A 20,483-nucleotide genomic window follows, 5' to 3' on the forward strand; every position below is an offset into this window, starting at 1 on the left:
TTTCCGAGAACAGGTGGGAAAATGTTTCGAGTTTTCCCGCAACAGTAACAAACGCGAACGATAGACTTGCTTTCGACGGTACGTATTTGTATATGATTAGAGGAGCGACCGATAGCAGTTTCTGGAGATATTCAGTCAAAACGATTCCGGCTTATTCCCTTAAATGGCAGCAAACAATTCCTCTGACGCTCTATGAGTCTCCTGAACAGACATACGCCCAGCCGTACTCTCTTTCTCTTCTCGCAGGTGGGGTAACAAGTCTTGACAATATAAAATTCGCAGATGATAAACCCGCCAGCTTCTCTCAAAGAAGATACATCTATGTTTATGAAAACAAAGGTAGAGGAACGGAAAATACAACGAGTACGAGTTTTGTTGATCTCGAGAATGCCAGAGTAAGTGTTTCTGTCACCGATAATTCATACCTCATCATAAACTTCCACGCCGCTCACAATAGCTCAATGGCCGGCGACAAGGTTGAATTCAGGATAATGGTCGGAACCTACGTGGTTGCCTACGGTCACGGCGAGATGGGGGTTGCATCTCAGGATACAACGATATCGTTGACTAGGGCCTGGCGCGTGCCCCCCGGAAACTACACTGTCAGGGCACAATGGAGACGGGCTTCCGGGAGTGGAACACTCTGGTGTTGGGAGAGAAACATAACCGTCTGGGTAGTTCCGGAGAATGCTTTCCGAGTATTCTCAAACAGAGAGTGGTCAACAGTTTATGCCTCGGACTCGTTCTCTGATCTCTCCGGAATGGTCGCTCAGATTTCTGTATCTGAGGATTCTTACCTCTTTATGAATTTCCATGCATCCTTCGACCATGCAGGAGCAGGAGGGAAAGTTGAGTTCAAACTGATGGTGGACGAAGAAAATGTCGCTTACGCATACGGAATGACCGCAACGGCTGGTCAAGATCTAATGGTCTCCTTAACCAGAGCTTACCAAGTCTCTCGGGGGACACACACAGTAAAAGTACAATGGAGGAGGGCAAGCGGTACCGGTACTGTGGCTTGTTGGGAGAGGAGTCTGAATGTTGTTGTCATTCCGGTTCGTGCATTGAGTGTATGGAGTAACAGAAATACCGAGACAAGTTCGACCTCCGGTTCAACCTGGGTTTCTCTTCCCGGAGCTTCTCTTTCATTCTCGACTCCAAGGGAATCAACTTTAGCCGTACAGTTCCACGCAAGCTTTAACGTAAACGCTTCCGGGAACAAGCCAGAGTTCAGAATAATACTTGATGGTGACGAGAGCAACCCGTTGGCGATCGGATATGGATATATGGCTACGACCAGTCAGGATACCACTATCAGGCTTGTCGCAATGTCACGCGTGAGCGCAGGTGCTCACACGATTGCGGTTCAGTGGAGAGTTGCTTCGGGAACTGGAACCGCCTATTGTTGGGAGAAAAGCATAAACGCTGTGGCTCTTGAGAATCTCTTCGATTTTGAATTGCTTGGAGAAATCTCCAACATCCCGTTAGCCGACCGTTACACGCTAGAAATGAAGTACAGGCTCTCAAGCGATTCCGACGGTTTTGTCGTATATGTGAAAAGCCCGCAGCCTCTTGTGACAGATAACACGGTTGCTCTTTGGCGCTTCGATGAGGGGAGTGGAGTTCAAGTCTTAGAGAGTAGCGGAAATGGACAGACGGGTTTGATATACGGTGTGAATGTTGGTGTACTCTGGTCAAGTGATTCCGTATTCGGGTACAGCTTAAACTTTACCGGCTTGGGAGGTTATGTCTTGGTTCCACACTCTTCCATCCTTGCTCCACCAGCGGGTTTCTCTCAACTAACGGTTTCAGCTTGGATAAAAGTGCGCGAAGTGAGCGGTCATCATACAATCGTCACTAAACGCAGTTATGTCTGGGAGCCGACGAATGGATGGCAAATGTATGTCGAGCCAGCTACGGATCCTGGTAAAGCAAAATTCTGCGTGATACTGAAATCAACTGGAGAAGGCTATTATGGTGTGGCGATTGACAATGCTGTGAATTTAAATGAATGGACTCATGTAGCATTTACTTACGATAATAACGGAGTCATCCGAGTTTATATCAATGGAGTTGACAGGACGTCAGAAGATTCATGGAATTCGAGAGGAGGCGCTGGCAATGTTTTGAGCGCTCCAGACAATCTCTTCATCGGTTGTATAAACGGAACTTCCGAGTGGTTCATTGGATGGATAGATGAGGTGCGTATAGAGAACCGCGTTCTCACATCAGAAGAAATGGCTATCGAAGCTAGTCTAGAGCGGTTGTGGAGAAAAGTTGGAGAGCTCAGGGGCACTGACTGGCAAAGCTTTACAAGGGTAGTCCCAGCAAATTCAGTTGAGAACGGAAGGATTTTGTTCAGGATAGTGGATATAGATCCGTTTTCCAAATCGCAGTCTGTTGACTTAGATATTGACTACATAAGAGTCTCCGGGTACCGCCTCTGGGAAAATCTAAAATTGAGAATTTATGGTTGTTCAATGAATGACGCCGAAAAAGTTTTCGTATACGTGTGGAATGGCAGAGAATGGGAAATCATTGGAACACTTCCGCAAGGCTCTCCCGGTTGGCTAACAGCCAATATTCCTTACCTGTATGCGGTCGGAACATCAGACCTCAAGATTCTCTACAAGTCCGAGGATGACAACGATGAAACGATGACAAAGGTTTGCTTAGACTATGTGGGCATAGGTGAAGGAAGTTCTTATTCGACTTCTGTCGAAGCATACATTCTGCTCAGTCTGGACGGCGAAAATTGGCAGGAATACGGCCCGTTCACAACTTTCCCTGTCGATCTTTCCTCTCTTCCACCGGCGAGATTTGTCAGATATCGGCTCAAACTTTTCTCGGATAGAGAAAATATGACGCCCATCGTGAGGAATGTGGAAATAAAAGTTGCTGCCTATACTGCCGACGAGAACATAGCGTGGGGAGGAATATTCTTCAATTCCTTCAGTGAAGATTATCTCTCACCCAACGGGATCGTCCTGCGGAAATCTGATGGATCAAGAGCGAATGCGGTTCTTGCGACTGAGAACATAACAATCAGGATTAGAGCCTTCAGAGGGGATCTTACAGCTGTGAAGCTCCACGTGATAACAGACTCGGGTGAAAACGTTTGGGAAATGAGTAGAACTCCTTCTGGTGCTTATGATTTCTGGACTAAAACCTTCCAGATGCGAGCAAACGAGAACTGGTCATACTTCTTTGAGATCCGGGATGGGGACACCGTTGGATATTATGCCGATGACTCACTGAAGGATGGTGGTTCGGGGAGGAAATACGATTCTGAACAGGAAGCGAGATCGAATGCTTTCAGAATTCACGCACAGGCGCTTCCAACAGATCCGCAGGGAATGGTTATATACGAAGTGATGGTTGACAGGTTTTACGACGGCGATCCTTCGAATAATAATCCATCCCAAAGCCCAGGACTTTACGATCCAAGGAGAGAAAATGGTAACTGGAAGTACTACTGGGGAGGAGATCTAAAAGGACTTATCCAGAAACTTGACTATATCGCCGGAATGGGAGTTTCGGCAATCTGGATAACTCCGATTGTGAACAATATAGATAGAGCGAGCGAATATGACAACAGCACCGGTTATCATGGCTACTGGGCAAAGGACTTCAAACAAATAGAGGAGCACTTTGGGACTTGGCAGGACGTTTATGATCTCGTCTCTGAGGCGAGAAAGAGGAACATCAGAATCATAATGGATTGGGCGCCAAATCACACGAGTCCGGCTTACTGGGGAGAGAATGGAGCTCTTTACGATAATGGAGTCTTCTGGACGGATTATAGGAGAGAGTGGTTCACAGACGCTTTCTGGGCAAGGGAAAATTCAACTGTCAGCACAACCAGCACAACTTTTGTAGATCTTTCCGGCATGGCTTTGGATGTTTTTATACATGAGAACTCGTATCTTCTTATAAACTTCCACGCCGCCCATAACATCAACACATGGGGAAAGGCAGAATTTCTCTTGCTCGTTGGAGATACGGAGGTGGCAAAGGGTTACAGTCATATGGGACTGGGTGATGGGCAAGACACAACAGTTTCTCTCACACGAGCCTATTTCGTAACGCCCGGCAAATACACAGTTAAAGCGCAGTGGAGACTGGCGGAAGGCACAGGTACCGTCTACTGTTGGGAGAGAAGTCTTTCGGTTATGGTCGTGCCAGCATATTGGATAGTAAGAGACAATAGGGCGACGGACTGGGTCACAACAACCTCTACCTCCTTTGTTGATATACCCAACATGGCGTCGACAGTAACCGTCACAGAAAATTCATATCTGCTCGTAAATTTCCACATCTCACACAATGTTGATCACTCGAGTGGCGACGGAAAGGCGGAATTTCAGATCCAAGTTGGGACTGAAAACATTGCGATGGGTTACAGCAATTCGCCCTGGAAGCAGGACTTAACTCTATCTTTGACGGCTATTCGATTTGTAACGCCAGGAACGTACACGGTTAAAGCTAGGTGGAGATCAGTAAACGGGTATACCCTTGGTGCTTGGGAGAGAAGCCTCAACGTCGTTGCTATTCCCACTAGAGCTCTTAAAGTCGAGAATATAAGAAGCACAACTCTGACATCTACCACTAGCTCAACTTGGACGTCGCTCCCCAATGCATCCCTTTCCATATCTGTGCCTGAGAATGTAGTCTTAGCAATCAACTTCCACGCCGGATTTAACAACAATACTTCAGGAGCCAAGCCGCAGTTCATGCTCCGGGTCGATGGAAATCCTGTCGGTGTGGGATACAGCCGGATGGCTATGGCTAGCCAGGACACCACTTTCAGGTTAGTCGCAGCAATCCCTGTTTCCGCCGGAAGTCATACGATCGACGTTCAGTGGCGTATTGAAAATGGTATAGGAATCGCATATTGTTGGGAAAGAAGTTTGAACGTTGTTGCCGTCACGAGAAACTTTAACGAGTTCACATGGAGCTGGGAGAATATCTTCAGACACAATGGAGATATAGACATGCAAGCCCAGGACGACAGGTGGAACATCCGTTACAGAAATCTGTTACAACTCGCGGATCTTAACCAGCTTAACCCGAGAGTGGACAACTATTTGAAAGAAGCCCTTAAGCTCTTCCTCGACGCCGGAATCGGGGGTCTAAGGATTGATGCGGCAAAGCATATGGATCCTGGATGGCTAAAGACTCTAGCGGACTTTGTCTATTCGGGCTGGGAGAACATATATATTATGCATGAATCGGTCGTCGAATTCTGGGATGAAACATATTGGGATGTTTGTCAATTCGATAACAACTACGGCATGCACATGATAAACACAGCATTGGCGTTCATAATCCGAGACGTTTTCGGCTGGAAATCTAGAAACATGTATGAGCTAGAATACTATGTCAACAAGCAATTCTCTTTCCCAGCCTCGGATATCCTTTGGAATCAAAAGGTCGTCAACGCTGTCGCCTGCCACGACTGGAGTAGATTCCGCTCGATGAACAAAAGCATGAGGGATTCAGAACTTGCGATAGGTTTTGTTCTCACTCTTCCTGGAATTCCGCTGGTATACTACGGCGAGGAGCAGTATATGTACAACGACAACATCAATCCGAATAACGAGATAGGGGGAGACCCATATAACCGCGGAATGATGGTGGCATTCGACAACACTACCACGTACTATCGGCTGGTTAGAAAGCTCGCTGATCTTCGCAAACTTAATCCGGCCTTAAGGTATGGAATAATTTCGACGAAATATGTGAGCGAAAATGTTTATGTTTTCCAACGAAAGTTCTTCAACGACGTAGTACTGGTTGCAATTAACCTTGGAGGAACAGACGTAAACCTCACGAACATCAGCGTAGAAATGCCAGACGACACGTATTCCGATTACTTAGGAGGTATTCTGGGCAACGGAAGAACGATAACCGTGCAGGGGGGCGTCATCTCATCTCTCACTTTGCCAGCAAGCTCGATGGGCGTCTGGTATTGCTTAACCGAAAACAACGAACCATGGCTTGGAGCGATAGATCCCGTTATGGGAAGGGCTGGAAACAAAGTAAGGGTGAGCGGTAAAGGTTTCGGCAAAACGCAGGGGCAGGTGATATTTGACAACGGAACTCAGAGATGGTATGCAACGATTATCGAATGGGCAGACGATCATGTTTACTTCCAAGTTCCGTCAGGCGTGGTTGTTCCCATTAACAAGCAGCATGTTGAAGTTTTCGTCAAGAGGGCCGACGGAAAGGAGAGCAATCGGATTCTATTCCAGTACTTAAAAGATAAGCTGGTCCTTGTTGTTCACAGGCTCGATAACACGAAGGGCACAGAGCTGGAAACAACGATGGGCGAATTCCTCTTCATTACCGGTAGCGTGGCTGAGTACTCCAACTGGAGCGACAGGAGCGAGAATGCGGTTGGTCCGATGCTTTGTCCATATTGGGATAATTGGTTTGTTGTGACCGCAGTCCCGCGATCTACGTACATTGAGTTCAAGTTCATAAAGGCCAGACTCGGTGAAAGTGGAAGTTGGGAGAGCGGAAGCAACCACACATTTACGAGTCCTGAGAATGGCGTGCTATACAGACGCTCGCGGCCCGGTGGAGGGGCTAGTGGATTCTCATTACCTCCAGGTAAGGAGTCCGGGGTGCAGAGCTTTACCCTGACCTCATCCGAGAATGTCAAGACTGAAAACGAAAACGTACCACCACTCTCACAGACCCAACCCTCAGAAAACGAAGTCACAGAAAACGAAGCTACATCATCCCCCGCGATATCGATAAGCAGCTCTGACTCTGGAGTTCTATCGTGGTTCATTCCAGAGAATGTGGAAGTTGCACGATACGAGGTAATGATTGACGATGATCCATCTTTCTCATCTCCAATAATCATTTCCGTTGTTGGTAACTCGCTTGACGTTCTAGCTCTTGGACTAGAAGGAGGACAGTACTTCTGGAGAGTTAGGGCGATTCTATCCGACGGCACAGAAATTTTGAGTGAAGTCGGAATGTTTGAGATAAAAGCTTCTACCAAGACATCGCAGAAGCCGCTCTGGATACTACCGACCGGAATCGTGTTTGCGGCTCTGATTTCAGTGTTCATGCTCAAAGTTTTCATGAGAAAAAGAAATGGACGCTTTTTGCGTTACAGGCTCCATTCGATCCGCAAAAGTTTTGATGAAAAAATAAAAGCTTGAAAACTGGGAGATCCGAAATTAAAAGTCTTTTAAGAACAAATTTCAAATCAAAATGCTTAAATATCGTAGAAACCAAATAAAACAACTGAAAGATGGAGAAAGGAGGGATTTATTGGATGGAACTTCCGCTTGCGACGCTTGAGCGTCTAATTAAGAAGGCAGGAGCGAAAAGAGTGAGCGAGAGCGCAGCCATAGCACTTGGCGAAATCTTGGAAGAAAAAGCGATGGAGATCTCCAGAGAAGCAATAAAACTGGCGGAGCACGCTGGCCGAAGAACTGTTAGGGATATCGACATAAGACTGGCTGCGAAAAGGTCTTAAATATCCCCTTCTCCCCTTTTGTCTGGTGTGGTTTTGCGTTTGAAAGGGGCGGAGATAGCGATAAAGACGTGTTTGGGGGTCAGGAAGGGCGAAAAGGTTCTCGTTGTTGCGGATCCGCCGAAGCTCGAAATAGCTCTAGCTCTTTTTGAGGAGGCGCTGAAGGTCGGAGCTCAAGCGAACATCATGCTCATGAAGACTTTGACGAGACATGGTGAGGAGCCTCCAGAGATGGTCGCTAGAGCGATGCGGATGGCCGACGTCGTCATCGCACCGACCACCTATTCGATTACGCACACGCAGGCGAGGTTACAGGCCACTCTTGCAGGAGTGAGGATCGCAACAATGCCAGGGATAACAGAAGATATGATGAGAAGGGGGGCAATGCTGGCAGACTACCTAGAAGTAGAGAAAAAAACCAAGAAGGTTGCTGGGATTTTGAACAAGGGGTCGAGAGTTAGGATTACCTCAAAAGCTGGAACAGATCTAACTTTCGATATATCTGGGAGGAAGGCGAAAGCAGACACAGGTATTATCCGGAAACGCGGAGACTTTGGAAATCTGCCAGCTGGAGAAGCATTTATAGCTCCGGTTGAAGGTAGTGGACAAGGGAAGGCGGTTATAGATGGTTTGATCTCGTCCTGCGGGCGGAGACGGACGGTTATCACGTTTGTTAACGGAATTGCTGTCAAGATAGAAGGAAACGACAAACTTTTCAAGATTGTTTCCAAAGTTGGAAAAAATGCTCGAAATCTCGCCGAATTCGGCATCGGAACGAACAAGATGGCTAGATTTTCCGGGAGCGTGCTGGAGGAAGAGAAGATTGTTGGAACATGTCACATAGCCCTCGGAGATAATTCGACTTTTGGAGGAAATGTCAGAGCAGGCGTTCATATCGATTGTGTAATGCTTAAACCGACCGTCGAGGTTGACGGAAGAGTAATTCTCCAGGACGGTCGTCTGCTGGTGTAGGTCTCACTCAACGGTGACGGATTTCGCGAGAGATCTCGGTCTGTCTGGATCTTGTCCGCGTCTGACCGTTATCTCGTACGCAAGGAGTTGGAGCGGAACGATGTAAACGGGAGGTGTGAAAATTTCATTGATTTTTGGCATTTTTATAACAACATCCGCATCGCCTTTTTCATCGGAAATCATAATCACCCTTGCGCCCCTTGCTCTGACCTCTTCAACGTTTCCCATTATTCGCCTTCTCATCTCGCCTGGTGGAGCGACGGCTATAACGGGTGTTCCTCTCTCGATGAGGGCAAGAGTTCCGTGCTTGAGTTCCCCAGCGGGCATAGCTTCAGCGTGTATGTAGGTGATCTCCTTTAGTTTGAGCGCTCCCTCCATGGCTATCGGATAACCGATTCCCCTTCCAATCACGTATATGTGCTGCGTATCCTTCAACTCCTCGGAAAGTCTTTTTGTCACTCCACTGGATTCTTTCAAGACGTTTTCCACCGTTTTGGGAAGAGCGAAAAGTTCTCGCCTTAATTCCGCGTATTCTTTGGCGGAGATTTTATCCATTTTTCTCGCAATCTTCAAGGAGAGCATGAGAAGAAAAGCGACTTGGGCAGCGAAAGTTTTCGTCGCGACGACGCTGACTTCAGGTCCAGCGTGTGTCATGCAGACGATTTCGCTTTCACGGGTTATCGAGCTCCCGACGACGTTTGTCAGGCAGGCGATTTTTGCTCCTTGCGCCTTAGCAACCCTCACGGCCTTCAGAGTGTCTGCGGTCTCCCCTGATTGCGTTATGGCGAGGACGAGGGATTTCTCGTCAGTACGGCAACTCTCCGGAAATTCTGAGGAGATAATGGTGTCCACTGACAAGCCTGCGAGTTTTGCTAGGACGTACCTTCCAACTAGAGCAGCGTGATAGGATGTTCCACATGCAACGATGTATCTGTTCCTCGCGTCGATGAGCGCGTCCGCCAGTCTGTCAATCTCTTTTTCGGAGCTTCTGAGCGTCTCTTTTATCGCCTTGGGCTGTTCGTAAATCTCCTTGATCGTGAAATGTGGGAAGCCTTCCTTTTCGGCGGATTCGATAGACCAGCGAACCAGGAAGGGCTTTCTCACAATTGTTCGATCCGCCGCGATTTCGGTTATTCTAAAACCACTCTCATGTAGTACGACCATTTCTCCGTCCTCGATTACAACAACGCGTCTAGTGAAAGGCAGAAGAGCCGGGATGTCCGAGGCGAGGAACATTCCGTTCTTTCCTACGCCAACGATCAGCGGGCTTTCCTTTCTAACCCCTATTAGCTTATCCGGTTCTGTGCTGCTCAGAATTCCGAGCGCATAGCTACCCTCAAGTCTCTTCACGGCTTTTTTCACGCTTTCTTCCAGCGGGTTTCCCTTTTTTAAGTAAAACGAGATCAGGTTTGGTATAACTTCAGTGTCAGTATCGGAGCGAAACTTGAAATCTCTCTCCAAGAGGAAATCTTTGAGCTCAAGATAGTTCTCGATTATGCCGTTGTGAACAACTGCAACGATTCCGTTTGAGTCTATGTGCGGATGGGCGTTTCGCTGTGATGGTTCGCCATGTGTGGCCCATCTTGTGTGAGCTAAACCGATCTTTCCGGGCATGGATGCAAAATTTAACTTTTTGTCGATTTCTGCAATTTTACCGCTATCCTTCTTCACATAGAAAGAGCCGTCAAAAGTGACCATTCCGGCGGAGTCATATCCCCTGTACTCCAGTCTTTTTAAGGCCTCCAGCAATATAGGTGCAGCGTTCGATTTTCCTATGTAACCGACTATTCCACACATCTTGAAAAATTTCTTTTTCACCACTTATTAAGGATTGGTAAATTTTCAAACTCAGCGGGAAATGATGAAATGGGCTTTTTAGCAAACTCGGGCAACATTTTGTCCGGTTATTTACAGGAAAAGCAAAGCTTAGGCTTCCATCATTCGGATGAGTTCCAGCGTGCGTCTTTCTATTCTGTCTTTGGTTTCCTCTTCAGTTGCGGCTCCGGTCAGGAGAAGCCGGTAATCCTGCAAGTCTTCGATAAGGAGATCTACAACATCGATGTCTAGCAGACCGGCATGAATGGTGATTTTTAGGGTAAAGAAAGCCTTGAATATCGCATCTCTTCCTTTTTTCCAGCATTTCCAAGCCGCGGGCTGTTTTACGCCCAACCTTTTAGAAATCTCCTCGAAGGTCAGCTCTGGGTTACGAGATTTCAAGAGAAGTGCTCTAAATGTGCGTTTTTTGAGGTATGAGCGTTTGAGAAGCTCCCGGACGAAAAGACTTTCCTCGACTCCAGCACTTGATCTCTTTTTCAAGGTTCTCCCATTTTAATTCCAATTTTTGGAAGTAAAAAGCTATCTCTTTCGTAAGAATATCTTAGCGAGTCTTTCTCGCAGAGTCTCTCGGTTTGCCATCCTCACTATCTGCGCATTGATTGGACTGCTCCAAATCGCGGCTAGCCGAAGAGCCTTGCTTGCAGCAGCGAGAATCTGCCTAGGAACACCCTTGCTAACCTTGTAGATCTCTTGAAAACCGTCGGCCGTTATGGGTCCACTCATAAAATCTCGCTCTTCTCTAGAGCAATAGCGCATTCTGGCTATTAGGAGTTCTCTGACTTCCGGCAGGGTGAGAGGGCGAAGTTTCATACGAAAATAAACTCTATCTTTGAGAGCAGGGATTTTTTCCAAAAAATTCTCCATTCTTTTTTCTTCTCCGTTTAAAAGAAGCGAAATTCCTGGCAAATCAGCCAAAACTCGGAAAAATTCGCCCAATTCTTTAAAATTTGCCGTGCTTTCCGGGACATCGTCGACGATTATCGCCAGCTTCTCCTTCTGTTCAATCCCCCATTTTCTAAGAACTTCGAACATTTTGACGGAATCCATATTGGAGTCAAGTTCCAAGCCCAAGATTATCGCTCGGAGGAATTCTTCCGCAGATCGATATGCGGCTCCGTGAATCATGACAGGAATCACTTGTCTTGCTGGATCTTGGAAAACCACGTTTTCCTCCCGCAGAGCGGCTGTTAGGAATTTACACACTGCGGTTTTTCCCATCCCTAAACCGCCGGTCAAAACGGCCACTCGTCCCTCCATAAGAACCTCCTTCAATTTTATCAGCTCTTCGCGTTGTGACGGGACAAAAGCCTCCGGCGCGGGAAGATCTGGAGTAAATGGGTCTCTTTCCAGCCCCCACACGTGAAGATAAATTTCAAGTCTGTAGTCCTTTCCGAGCTTCTCCTGCCAGATCGTCATTCGACCACTTTTATCTTTATTTCGTAACCTAACTCTGTTTTTTGTAGATATCCGAGCGCTTCCATCCTTTCGCAAAATGTTCTGACTACGGGTTCTGGTGACTTTGACTGAACCACAAGCTCTTTTAGAGAAAACTTATTTAAAACGAGCGCCGCCGAAAGAATTTCGCCAAAAGCTACTCTTTGAGCAATACCTGACGGAGAAAGGTCATTTAGAATTTTTTTCCTAGTTATTTTTTCCTGTTCTTCGATTTTTTCTTCTAAAATCTCTTTTTTCTCAGAAACTTCTTTAAATTCCGAGCATTTTCGACAAACCGTCATTAAATTTCCTTCAATTATGCCGAGTCCGGGGTCCTTCTCTTTCAGTGCGAGATCTTCGGAACTTCCACAAATCCTGCAGCGGTATCCATCTCGCACGAAAATTGCTCGCTTTACGAGCTCGTGATCGTTCTTACAATGCGTGAAAACAAAATCGAGGAAAGCTCTGAGTCCTTTTTCGTAATCGGTTTCAGAAGAAACAGGAGAAATTTGTGCTTCTTTTCTCATTAAGCGGGTTATTTCACTCGCTGGAATCCTTCTGTGACCTCCTCCAATTCTCACAATTTTTATTTTTCCCTCCCTTTCCCACCTTCTTATCGTGTTCGGGTGAACTCCCAAGAGAGATGAAGCTTCTCCTATTTTGTACAATTTCTCACTAAAGTTCATCAAAATTTATTTACGAAATCTAACTATTTAAGACTTTTTCTAACAATGTGGTTAAATTTTGGCAAGTTTGATAGAATGTGACATGAGGTCAGAGCCCCGAAGAAATCATCAAATCTAACCGAATTCAACAAAACCACAATTGTTAAATTTTGTCAAATCTTAAGTTAGAGAACAATGAAAGCAGATCTGCACGTGCATACAGAATTCTCCGATGGCAGGGATCCGCCAGAGGTAATGATAGAAGCGGCAGAGGCTCGCGGCCTAAAGCTTTTAGCTATAACGGATCATGGACCAGCCCTACACGTTGGCATGAAAGAAAACGAGATCTCTGGCTACCTCTCCACACTTGAAAATCTAAGGGAGAATGCGAAGCTGAAACTGCTTGTCGGAATAGAGGCCAACGTCTTAAACGAGTCTGGTGATATAGACATTGAGGAAGAAACCAGGGAAAAATTGGATATTTTAGTTCTCGGCATACACAGGCTATGGTTTGTTTCTGATCCAAGGGAAATGGCTCTTGCCTATTTGAGGTCCCTCGTGAACGCAATCAAGAAGCACAAAATCGATGTGGTTGCTCACCCATTTCAATTTCACGGAGATCTTTCAAGATTTTTGACGATAGACGAAATCAGAGAGCTTCTCGAGGTAGCCGCCAATTGCGGAACAGCCATCGAGGTCAATGAGAAATACAGGGCGCCAGGAGAGGATTTCTATCGTGCTTGTCTTGAGAATGGAGTCATGCTGAGTGTAGGGACGGATTCTCACCGCGCCGAAAGCGTTGGGAGGCTTGACTGGGTTTCAGGAATGCTCGAGAAAATAGGGGTATCAGAAGGAGATCTTTTATACACCCGTTTTCTCCGTTAAGTTACTCTTGAAAGGTAATCTATCACCTCAGCGGAGTTTACAAAATGTCAACATATTCTGGGTATGGGGTCTCCAACTGGCGCATTGAGTATTCTATGCCCTCCAACTGTGGTTCTAACGAGAACTCTCCCTGGATGCTCGCCAACAACTTCTCCGATTATCTTTGCTTCTTTCCCGTGGAGAGTTTTTCTAATCGCCGCCAAAACTTCTTCAGCCCTATCCCTGTCTACACCGATGAGAACCTTGCCCTCGTTTGTCAAGGTGAGAAAATCGATGCCCAAGGTTTCGCAAAGGGCTCTCACTGGCTCTTTCACTGGGATTTCTTCCTCCCATATCACTATCCCTACCCCAGATTTCGAGGCCATCTCGTTTAGAGCAGACGCCAAACCACCTCTTGTCGGATCCTTCATAGCTGAAATACCCCCGACAGCAAGCGCCGCTTCAACAACATCCCAGACCGGCGCCACGTCAGACCTTAAATCTTCAAATTCGAAGTTGTTTCTCTCCGCCAAAATGGTCGCTCCGTGATCCCCTACCGTTCCGCTCAGGATTATCATCTGTCCAGGTTTGAGCATGGAATCCGTCTTAACAGAATCTGCGATACCGACTCCTGTTGTCGTAATGACTATTCCATCCAGGCTTCCCTTTTCCATCACTTTGAAATCTCCAGTCACGATAGGTACGCCAACCTCTTTCGCCGTTTCGTTCATGGACTTGCAGATTTTTCTGAAATCATCAATCCTGAAACCTTCTTCAACGACGACTGCTGATGCGATTGCGAGAGGTCTCCCACCCATGACGGCAAGGTCGTTTACCGTTCCGCTCACAGCCAGTCTACCTATGTCTCCACCAGGGAAGAAGATCGGCTTGACCGTGTGAGAATCCGTCGTGAAGACGAGGGTTTTGTCCTCAATGTCGACAGTAGCTCCGTCATCCATCTCGTCAAGCCCAACTCTACCGGCTCTCTTGAGCTCAAAGTCTTTCAGAACGGTTTCCATCAGAAGCCTCATCATTGCCGTTCCGCCGCCACCATGCTCGAGTCTTATCCTTTCATCCATCAATTCTAACCTTTCAGCCCCAAGACTAAAAACTACATTCTATCAGAGGTTGCTCCATAGTTAAACTCCGTGGCGACCGAAGGAGAGAAGTTAAATATTGCTCGGAGTTGCTTTATTCAAAGGGATGCGAACGGAAGCCCGCGCTGAAATTTTTGTGAGAGGACTCGTTCAGGGTGTGGGTTTCAGACCCTTCTGTCACCGTCTAGCCTCCAAACTCGGACTCGCCGGCACTGTGAGAAATCTTGGGGATGCCGGTGTCCATCTAATTTTGGAGGGTGAAAAGGGAAAAATCGAGGAATTTCTCGAAACAATGTTCCATGACCACCCTCCTCTAGCCAAGATCTTGGAGGTTGAAGTCAGGCTGTCGAAAGCACGCGGAGAATTCAAAGAGTTCATCGTTTCGAAAAGTGAGCCTTCTTCATTCGGAAAAATCTCTCTAGTCCCTCCAGACATCACGATATGTGAAAAATGTCTATCCGAAATCGAAAATCCATCCGACAGGAGATACAGATATCCGTTCACGACATGCGTTGACTGTGGTCCGAGATTTACGATAATCGAAAGCCTCCCTTACGATAGGGAAGGGACTTCTATGAAAGATTTTCCCCTTTGTTCGGACTGCTCGCTGGAGTATCACAATCCGGAAGACAGGAGATATAGGGCGGAGCCCACCTGTTGCCCAAAATGCGGTCCAAAAGTTTTTCTTTTAAACTCTGATGGTCGTCCGATATCTGCTGGAGATCCTCTTCTGGAAACCGCGAAACTTCTCGACGAAGGATTCATAGTCGCGATAAAGGGGATCGGCGGGACGCATGTGGCTGCAAAGACAACAGACGACGATGTTCTTATTAGACTGAGGAAAAACTTCTGCAGACCTCAACAACCATTCGCCGTAATGAGTCTAAATCTCGAAAGAATCAGAACGTTTGCGGAGGTGGATCAAAAAGCGGAGAGTCTTCTGGCTTCAGTTCAACGACCGATTGTTCTGCTCAAGAAAAAAAGAGATTTTCCGCTCTCGGACCTCGTTTCTCCAGGGCTTGACACGATTGGTGTGATGCTCCCTTACAGCGGGATCCACCACCTCATCCTCTCTGAAGGTAAGGACCCAGCATACATAATGACGAGTGCGAACCTTCCCGGTCTTCCAATGGTAATCGATAACAGCGAAGCTCTCTCTGCCCTGCGTGGACTTGTTGACTATTTCCTCCTCCATGACCGCCGCATAGTTAACAGATGCGATGATTCTGTTGTGAGGTTCACGGCCGATGGTTACGTTTTCATCAGGAGGTCGCGGGGTTATGCTCCGCTCCCACTCGAGATGAAGTTTAGATTTGGGAAGGGCATAGCCGCTCTAGGCGGAGATCTTTGCGTAACCGGAGCGGTCACGAAAGATGGCAAATGCTTCCTCACTCAGCACATTGGTGACGTGAGCAAATTCGAAACTCTCCTTTACTTGCGTGCTGCCGTCCACAGGCTGATCGACCTTCTGAAAATAGAGAAAATAGACGTCGTAGTCTGCGACATGCATCCGGCTTACTCGACGACCGGGGAAGCCAAAAGGCTCGCAGATGAAACAGGAGCGGAAATCGTGCAGGTCCAGCACCATCATGCCCATCTTGCAGGTCTTGCCGCCGAGTATGGTCTCGATGAACTCTTGGGAATTGCAGCGGATGGAGCAGGTTACGGGCTTGATGGAACAATCTGGGGAGGAGAGGTTCTTCTCATTCAAAAAGAAAGATTTGAGAAGATCGGTGGTCTGAAGGCTTGCTCGATGCCGGGCGGAGATCTTGCCACGATATACCCGGCCAGAATGGTGGCAGGAATCCTCTGGGATGCTTTGTCGAAGGAAGAGCTTCGTGAGATTCTCGTAGAGTTCTGTCTTCAAGGCTTCCCGAGAGGGGAGAAGGAAATCGAGGTGTTGCTTGCCCAGCTAAACCGCAAAGTCAACGTTCCTCTCACTTCGAGTCTTGGGAGACTTCTCGACGCATCGTCCTGCCTGCTTGGAATCTGTTCAGCAAGAACTTATGAGGGCGAACCAGCGATGAAGCTGGAAGCTTTGGCCTCCGCCGGAGATCCTTCACGCTTTCGTCCAGAAATCGAGAGAAGCGGAAACTTTGTAGACCAGGCTTCTCTCCTTCTTCAGGTTGTTGAGGCACTGAGGGCGGGAGTGAAAAAATCGGATATCGCAGCCGGTGTTCAGGCTTCGGTCGCTCGAGCTCTTGCGGAAATCGCCGTGGAAAAGGCGGAGGAATTAGGAATCAAAACAGTTGGCGTTTCGGGTGGCGTGTTTTACAACGACGCTATTGCAAGAACTGTCAAAGAGGTCGTAGAAAGAAGGGGTCTTAGGTTTCTGATTTCCAGACAGATCCCTTTGGGAGACGGTGGGATTTCTGCGGGTCAGGCAGTTGTTGCTTCCTTCCTTACCTCATGAACGGAATGAGCTTAAGCTGCTTGACGCCTCTCATCGATTCTATTCTCGAGGCAAGCTTATTGATGTCTTTAACTTTTCCGCACACAAGGAGAACTTCAAGGCAGTTTCTCTCGTCGATGTGCAAGTGTAAACTTGATGCGATTGAGCTTTTTGATTCGTGCTGGATATCCGTCAGCTCATCGGAAATCCCCTTGACTTCATGATCGTAAAGGAATGCTAGGACGCCAACGATTTCTCCCTCCAGTTCTTTTCTCAATTTCTGTTCTATGAGAAAACTCCTGAGCGCGTCCCTTATCGCCTCAGACCTGCTCGCATACTTGCTTTTCTCTAGGAATTCGTCCAACTCCTTCAAGAGATCTGACGGAATAGTCAGGCTGATTCGTTCTAGGTTCATTCATCTTATAAGTCTCTTTGGTTTCTTTTCATCTTTATGGCGGTTCGGCTTGAAGGAACTTGCCTGAATGTTTGGAGTATAATCTGAATTTGAATATTACCCTAAATGTTTGAAGAGGATTCATTGTTGTCCGAAAACCCCCAAAGACGAGATTCGCAGATGATTTTTCCTCCTCGGAGCATTATCTCCTTTCCACTATCTCCATCATCGAAAATGATCCAAGTAGTCTGTGGTGTTACCTCGGAAATTTTCTTCAAAGCGTTCATCAGTTTTGCCAGTTCTGCATCGCTTCTCACTCTCGTGAAACCCCAGCGTGCCTCACCTGGCTCCAAGCCCTCAATGATGTCCGATTTTCTCCAGAGTTTTATCCTGTCCCAGAAACTCTTCTCTTCGTTGTACTCCTCCTTTATTTTCGCGATTCTCTGAATGTCTTCTTCGTCGAGCGGATCAAGCGACAAATAGTGTATCAACCTCATTCAGCAGATTTTTGGTTTTAAAGTGGTTTATAAAGCGGAACATCCAACGAAATTTCTGGTGCGATTCCTTTTCATAAAATGTGTAGGGAAAGATTTTAAAGACAAAAAAAGACATAATCCCGATGAAAAAAGGTGAGAAATACAAATGCCAGAAGTGCGGTCTGGTTGTCGTTATCGACAGCGCCTGCACGTGTACCGCCTGTGATCTGATCTGCTGCGGATTGCCGCTAAAGCCTGCCAAAAAGTAGAACTTATTTGACCCGCAGACAATGGGCTTTTGTGAAGTTTGGAGCTGTCTGCACGGTTAGCGGAGAATTTGCGGAGGTCAGCAACGTCGAGAAAGCCGCTAAGCTCAGCGAAGATGCAGGTTTAGACTCGTTCCTCGTCTGGGACCATTACATGCTCCCGCACACGAATAGAACGCTCGAGGCCTACACACTTCTTGCCTATCTGGCCGGAAAGACGGAGAGGATAAAGCTTGGAACCTGCGTGACTCCTCTTCCATTTCGCCACCCAGCAGTTCTCGCAAAAATCGTCTCTACTCTCGACGTCTTATCTGGTGGTCGCGTCATAGTTGGAGTCGGAGCTGGCTGGCATAGACCAGAGTTCGAGGGGTACAGCAAGTGGGGAAGCGATGCGGAGAGAGTTGAAAGAACGGAAGAAGCCTTGAAGATAATGATAAATCTCTGGACTAGACCAAGCGTAAGTTTTGAGGGAAAATATTACCAAGTCCACGGAGCGGTTCTGGAGCCAAAACCAATCCAGAAACCGTATCCACCCCTTTGGTTCGGGACTGTTGGAAGGCGGATGTTGAGACTGGCCATCAAATATGGAAGCGGATGGATCCCGATTGACATCCCGCCATTGGAATACAGGGAAATCAGAGATTGGCTCGCCGCGCATGTGAGAAGCGGTTTCGTTTTTGCGAACGTCTGCTGGCCATCCTCAAGCAAGACGGAGATGAAGGAAAAGGTTGAGATGTTTGCCAAGAGTGGTTGTGATTATTATTTTGAGGTGCTCGAACACCCAGTGGCGGAGAGGCAGATTCGGTGGATGACGGAGATTGTCAGGGATTTTAGATAGTATGCACAGAAAAAATACCCACCGATCCCAACGCCATGCTCACTATTACTTATATATTACTTACCTAACCAACAAAATATTGGGATTGAAGTGACTCTAAACCATCTTGCTTGGCTCATTAATCTCATCGGAATGTCGCTGGATCAAATAAAATCGGAGTCAGACGAAGGTTTCGAGCATAGGCTTAAAATTCAAAAGGCGGTCTTTTTGCTGAAACATTTTGGTGTGAAGCCATTTACGTCTTACGATTTCAACCTCTATCTCCATGGACCATATTCTCCTAAACTTGCAGAGGATTATTACAACATAAGCGAAACTACGAAACCTGCAGAAGTTAGGTTAGACGATGATAAAAAGAAGCTGCTTTATTGGTTCATCGATCATGATTGCAGGTGGCTTGAGGTTGCAACAAGCATAATATCACTAAATGAAAGATACGGAAAACTATCGAACGATGAAATCTATTCAATACTGAGAGTGTCAAAGTCTTGGTTGGAGAAGGCAGAGTTTGAGAAGATTAAGCGGGAACTGGAAGAACACGGGCTTTAGTTTGATAGAGGAAATTCTATGCCTGCTTATCATTTGGACACATCTTACCTTTTTCCGCTTTTATTACCGGATATCGAGGGGGATAAAGAAAAAATCCGGATCGCCCAGAAAAATGTCAAAATATTGCAACAGCAGAAAAATGAAGTTAGAGTATCTCAAGTGGCATTGGGAGAATTTTTTTCAGAAGTAATAGAGAAAATCAAGAAAAATATGAGTTTATCGCTCACCGATATTTGTCAGGAGTTTCTTCAATACGAACTTGAAATATACTGGCTTAAAAAAGAAGGAAACGAAATCGGCAGATTCATAAATTTCGTGAACGATTTAAGGTCGAGAAAGGGCAATGGATGGGAAATAGATCCCATGGATTGTATGATAGTGGCATGTAGCATGGCCGACAGAGAAAGTTTCGGGCTGTTGACATTTGATAAAAACTTGATAGAGAGCAGGAGAATAAGTGAAATCGTGAAAAAGCATCCTGACATAAAAAAATTCAAAATCACAGATAACCTGGTTTAATGATTTTGCCCCTTTGATCATTCTCTCAACCATTTTCTGAATTCTTTTGACGTCTTCGTCTCTGAGGTCGAGAATTTTTCCTATGGCGCAGTCGATCTCATATATCTTAGGTTTGAGCTTTTTTTCGATTTGTTCCTTGGTCGAGCCCGTCGAAAAGTTTGGCTAATGTGTTAAGTTGTTTTTTTGCTTAACTTTCTTACATCAAGAATTGGCATTTTTCTGGCAACGGTTACTTTCTCATCTTTTTTCACGGTCGGCAGTTGCTGCTCTTCCACCTAAGTTCGTCGAGGACATGCGCCGGGGGTGGGATTTGAACCCACGAGGCCCAACGGGCCACACGCTCTCAAGGCGTGCGCCTTACCTGGCTTGGCTACCCCGGCTCATAAAAACATCGCTTAGCTAGACAATAAAGGTTAAATGAAAGACAGAGGAAAGGTTCCTACCAACTCATTTCAGAAATCCGAGCTCTTTGAGTTGTTTTATGATAATGTAGAGAACGCACGTGGTCGTTTTGACGTTTGATTCCCTTGCCAGCTCCTCCAAGATGTTCTTCACGGTGGGCGGAAGATACACCACTAGTTTCTGATTTTTAGGCTCTACAAAAATGTCCTCAAGCGGAATTGGATTTTTCAATGATTTCTTTTTTAGCTTCACGAATACTCATCGTTTTCGCAAAATTTAAATAC

General features: G+C 46.6%; 16 protein-coding genes, 1 tRNA gene and 1 pseudogene. 9 read left to right on the forward strand and 9 right to left on the reverse strand.

What is annotated here, in order from left to right; genetic code table 11:
- Positions 1-92 precede the first annotated feature (92 nt).
- The 3 genes from QXF64_03855 to QXF64_03865 all read left to right on the forward strand — a co-directional run bounded on the left by QXF64_03855 (position 93) and on the right by QXF64_03865 (position 8,467).
- Positions 93-7,178 (forward strand): alpha-amylase family glycosyl hydrolase, encoded by a 7,086-nt coding sequence (locus QXF64_03855; protein ID MEM1689619.1) that lies wholly within the window; start codon positions 93-95, stop codon positions 7,176-7,178.
- 92 nt (positions 7,179-7,270) lie between these two features.
- Entirely contained in the window at positions 7,271-7,498 is a 228-nt protein-coding gene (locus QXF64_03860; protein MEM1689620.1) for an NFYB/HAP3 family transcription factor subunit, read from the forward strand.
- 27 nt (positions 7,499-7,525) lie between these two features.
- Positions 7,526-8,467: an aminopeptidase gene (locus QXF64_03865; protein MEM1689621.1), complete on the forward strand. Its 942-nt coding sequence runs from the start codon at positions 7,526-7,528 to the stop codon at positions 8,465-8,467.
- A 3-nt stretch (positions 8,468-8,470) separates the two neighbouring features.
- On the opposite strand, the gene glmS is transcribed toward QXF64_03865, so the two are convergent.
- From glmS to QXF64_03885, 4 genes and pseudogenes are all read right to left on the reverse strand, one after another.
- Positions 8,471-10,285 carry a glutamine--fructose-6-phosphate transaminase (isomerizing) gene (gene glmS / locus QXF64_03870; GenBank protein MEM1689622.1) on the reverse strand — a complete coding sequence of 605 codons (1,815 nt, stop codon included), beginning with the start codon at positions 10,283-10,285 and terminating at the stop codon, positions 8,471-8,473.
- Positions 10,286-10,393: 108 nt separating this feature from the next.
- Positions 10,394-10,783: a hypothetical protein gene (locus QXF64_03875; protein MEM1689623.1), complete on the reverse strand. Its 390-nt coding sequence runs from the start codon at positions 10,781-10,783 to the stop codon at positions 10,394-10,396.
- Between the two features lie 39 nt (positions 10,784-10,822).
- Positions 10,823-11,719, reverse strand: coding sequence for an AAA family ATPase (locus tag QXF64_03880; protein MEM1689624.1), 897 nt, complete (start codon positions 11,717-11,719; stop codon positions 10,823-10,825).
- 542 nt (positions 11,720-12,261) lie between these two features.
- Positions 12,262-12,423: pseudogene (locus QXF64_03885) on the reverse strand (helix-turn-helix domain-containing protein).
- A gap of 174 nt (positions 12,424-12,597) precedes the next feature.
- Between QXF64_03885 and QXF64_03890 the strand changes: the two are divergent.
- On the forward strand, positions 12,598-13,287 hold the full coding sequence (locus tag QXF64_03890) for a PHP domain-containing protein (protein ID MEM1689625.1): 690 nt from the start codon (positions 12,598-12,600) through the stop codon (positions 13,285-13,287).
- 47 nt (positions 13,288-13,334) lie between these two features.
- Here QXF64_03890 and hypE read toward each other — a convergent pair whose 3' ends face one another.
- A complete protein-coding gene (hypE, locus tag QXF64_03895; protein ID MEM1689626.1) occupies positions 13,335-14,345 on the reverse strand; it encodes a hydrogenase expression/formation protein HypE in 1,011 nt (336 codons plus the stop codon).
- A 124-nt stretch (positions 14,346-14,469) separates the two neighbouring features.
- Here hypE and hypF point away from each other — a divergent pair, with 124 nt between their 5' ends.
- The gene (gene hypF / locus QXF64_03900) at positions 14,470-16,776 is read left to right on the forward strand and encodes a carbamoyltransferase HypF (protein MEM1689627.1); all 2,307 of its coding nucleotides are present in this window, start codon (positions 14,470-14,472) and stop codon (positions 16,774-16,776) included.
- Here the strand turns inward: hypF and nikR are convergent.
- Together nikR and QXF64_03910 are read right to left on the reverse strand one after the other, a co-directional pair.
- Positions 16,766-17,170, reverse strand: a complete 405-nt coding sequence (nikR, locus tag QXF64_03905; GenBank protein ID MEM1689628.1) for a nickel-responsive transcriptional regulator NikR — start codon at positions 17,168-17,170, stop codon at positions 16,766-16,768. The genes hypF and nikR overlap by 11 nt on opposite strands.
- 101 nt (positions 17,171-17,271) lie before the next feature.
- A complete protein-coding gene (locus QXF64_03910; protein MEM1689629.1) occupies positions 17,272-17,646 on the reverse strand; it encodes a hypothetical protein in 375 nt (124 codons plus the stop codon).
- Positions 17,647-17,768: 122 nt separating this feature from the next.
- Between QXF64_03910 and QXF64_03915 the strand changes: the two genes are divergently transcribed.
- The 4 genes from QXF64_03915 (at position 17,769) to QXF64_03930 (ending at position 19,797) form a co-directional block, all read left to right on the forward strand.
- Positions 17,769-17,894 (forward strand): hypothetical protein, encoded by a 126-nt coding sequence (locus QXF64_03915; protein MEM1689630.1) that lies wholly within the window; start codon positions 17,769-17,771, stop codon positions 17,892-17,894.
- A gap of 31 nt (positions 17,895-17,925) precedes the next feature.
- Positions 17,926-18,729 (forward strand): LLM class flavin-dependent oxidoreductase, encoded by an 804-nt coding sequence (locus QXF64_03920; GenBank protein MEM1689631.1) that lies wholly within the window; start codon positions 17,926-17,928, stop codon positions 18,727-18,729.
- Between the two features lie 132 nt (positions 18,730-18,861).
- Positions 18,862-19,278 carry a hypothetical protein gene (locus QXF64_03925; protein ID MEM1689632.1) on the forward strand — a complete coding sequence of 139 codons (417 nt, stop codon included), beginning with the start codon at positions 18,862-18,864 and terminating at the stop codon, positions 19,276-19,278.
- 18 nt (positions 19,279-19,296) lie between these two features.
- The gene (locus QXF64_03930) at positions 19,297-19,797 is read left to right on the forward strand and encodes a hypothetical protein (protein ID MEM1689633.1); all 501 of its coding nucleotides are present in this window, start codon (positions 19,297-19,299) and stop codon (positions 19,795-19,797) included.
- A gap of 295 nt (positions 19,798-20,092) precedes the next feature.
- On the opposite strand, the gene QXF64_03935 is transcribed toward QXF64_03930, so the two are convergent.
- Positions 20,093-20,177, reverse strand: a tRNA-Ser gene (locus QXF64_03935).
- A gap of 67 nt (positions 20,178-20,244) precedes the next feature.
- Positions 20,245-20,451: a hypothetical protein gene (locus tag QXF64_03940; protein MEM1689634.1), complete on the reverse strand. Its 207-nt coding sequence runs from the start codon at positions 20,449-20,451 to the stop codon at positions 20,245-20,247.
- Positions 20,452-20,483 lie beyond the last annotated feature (32 nt).

It is taken from the genome of Candidatus Hadarchaeales archaeon (genome assembly GCA_038823825.1).
GTDB lineage: Archaea > Hadarchaeota > Hadarchaeia > Hadarchaeales > Hadarchaeaceae > JAVZGN01.

Excerpts from the sequence above, each read along its gene's own strand:
- QXF64_03930 (MEM1689633.1), top strand. The coding sequence starts at position 19,297 with ATGCCTGCTTATCATTTGGACACATCTTACCTTTTTCCGCTTTTATTA.
- hypF (MEM1689627.1), top strand. The coding sequence starts at position 14,470 with ATGCGAACGGAAGCCCGCGCTGAAATTTTTGTGAGAGGACTCGTTCAG.
- QXF64_03855 (MEM1689619.1), top strand. The coding sequence starts at position 93 with ATGATTAGAGGAGCGACCGATAGCAGTTTCTGGAGATATTCAGTCAAA.
- QXF64_03860 (MEM1689620.1), top strand. The coding sequence starts at position 7,271 with ATGGAGAAAGGAGGGATTTATTGGATGGAACTTCCGCTTGCGACGCTT.
- QXF64_03910 (MEM1689629.1), bottom strand. The coding sequence starts at position 17,646 with ATGAGGTTGATACACTATTTGTCGCTTGATCCGCTCGACGAAGAAGAC.
- QXF64_03925 (MEM1689632.1), top strand. The coding sequence starts at position 18,862 with ATGTCGCTGGATCAAATAAAATCGGAGTCAGACGAAGGTTTCGAGCAT.
- QXF64_03890 (MEM1689625.1), top strand. The coding sequence starts at position 12,598 with ATGAAAGCAGATCTGCACGTGCATACAGAATTCTCCGATGGCAGGGAT.
- QXF64_03915 (MEM1689630.1), top strand. The coding sequence starts at position 17,769 with ATGAAAAAAGGTGAGAAATACAAATGCCAGAAGTGCGGTCTGGTTGTC.
- nikR (MEM1689628.1), bottom strand. The coding sequence starts at position 17,170 with ATGAACCTAGAACGAATCAGCCTGACTATTCCGTCAGATCTCTTGAAG.
- QXF64_03880 (MEM1689624.1), bottom strand. The coding sequence starts at position 11,719 with ATGACGATCTGGCAGGAGAAGCTCGGAAAGGACTACAGACTTGAAATT.
- hypE (MEM1689626.1), bottom strand. The coding sequence starts at position 14,345 with ATGGATGAAAGGATAAGACTCGAGCATGGTGGCGGCGGAACGGCAATG.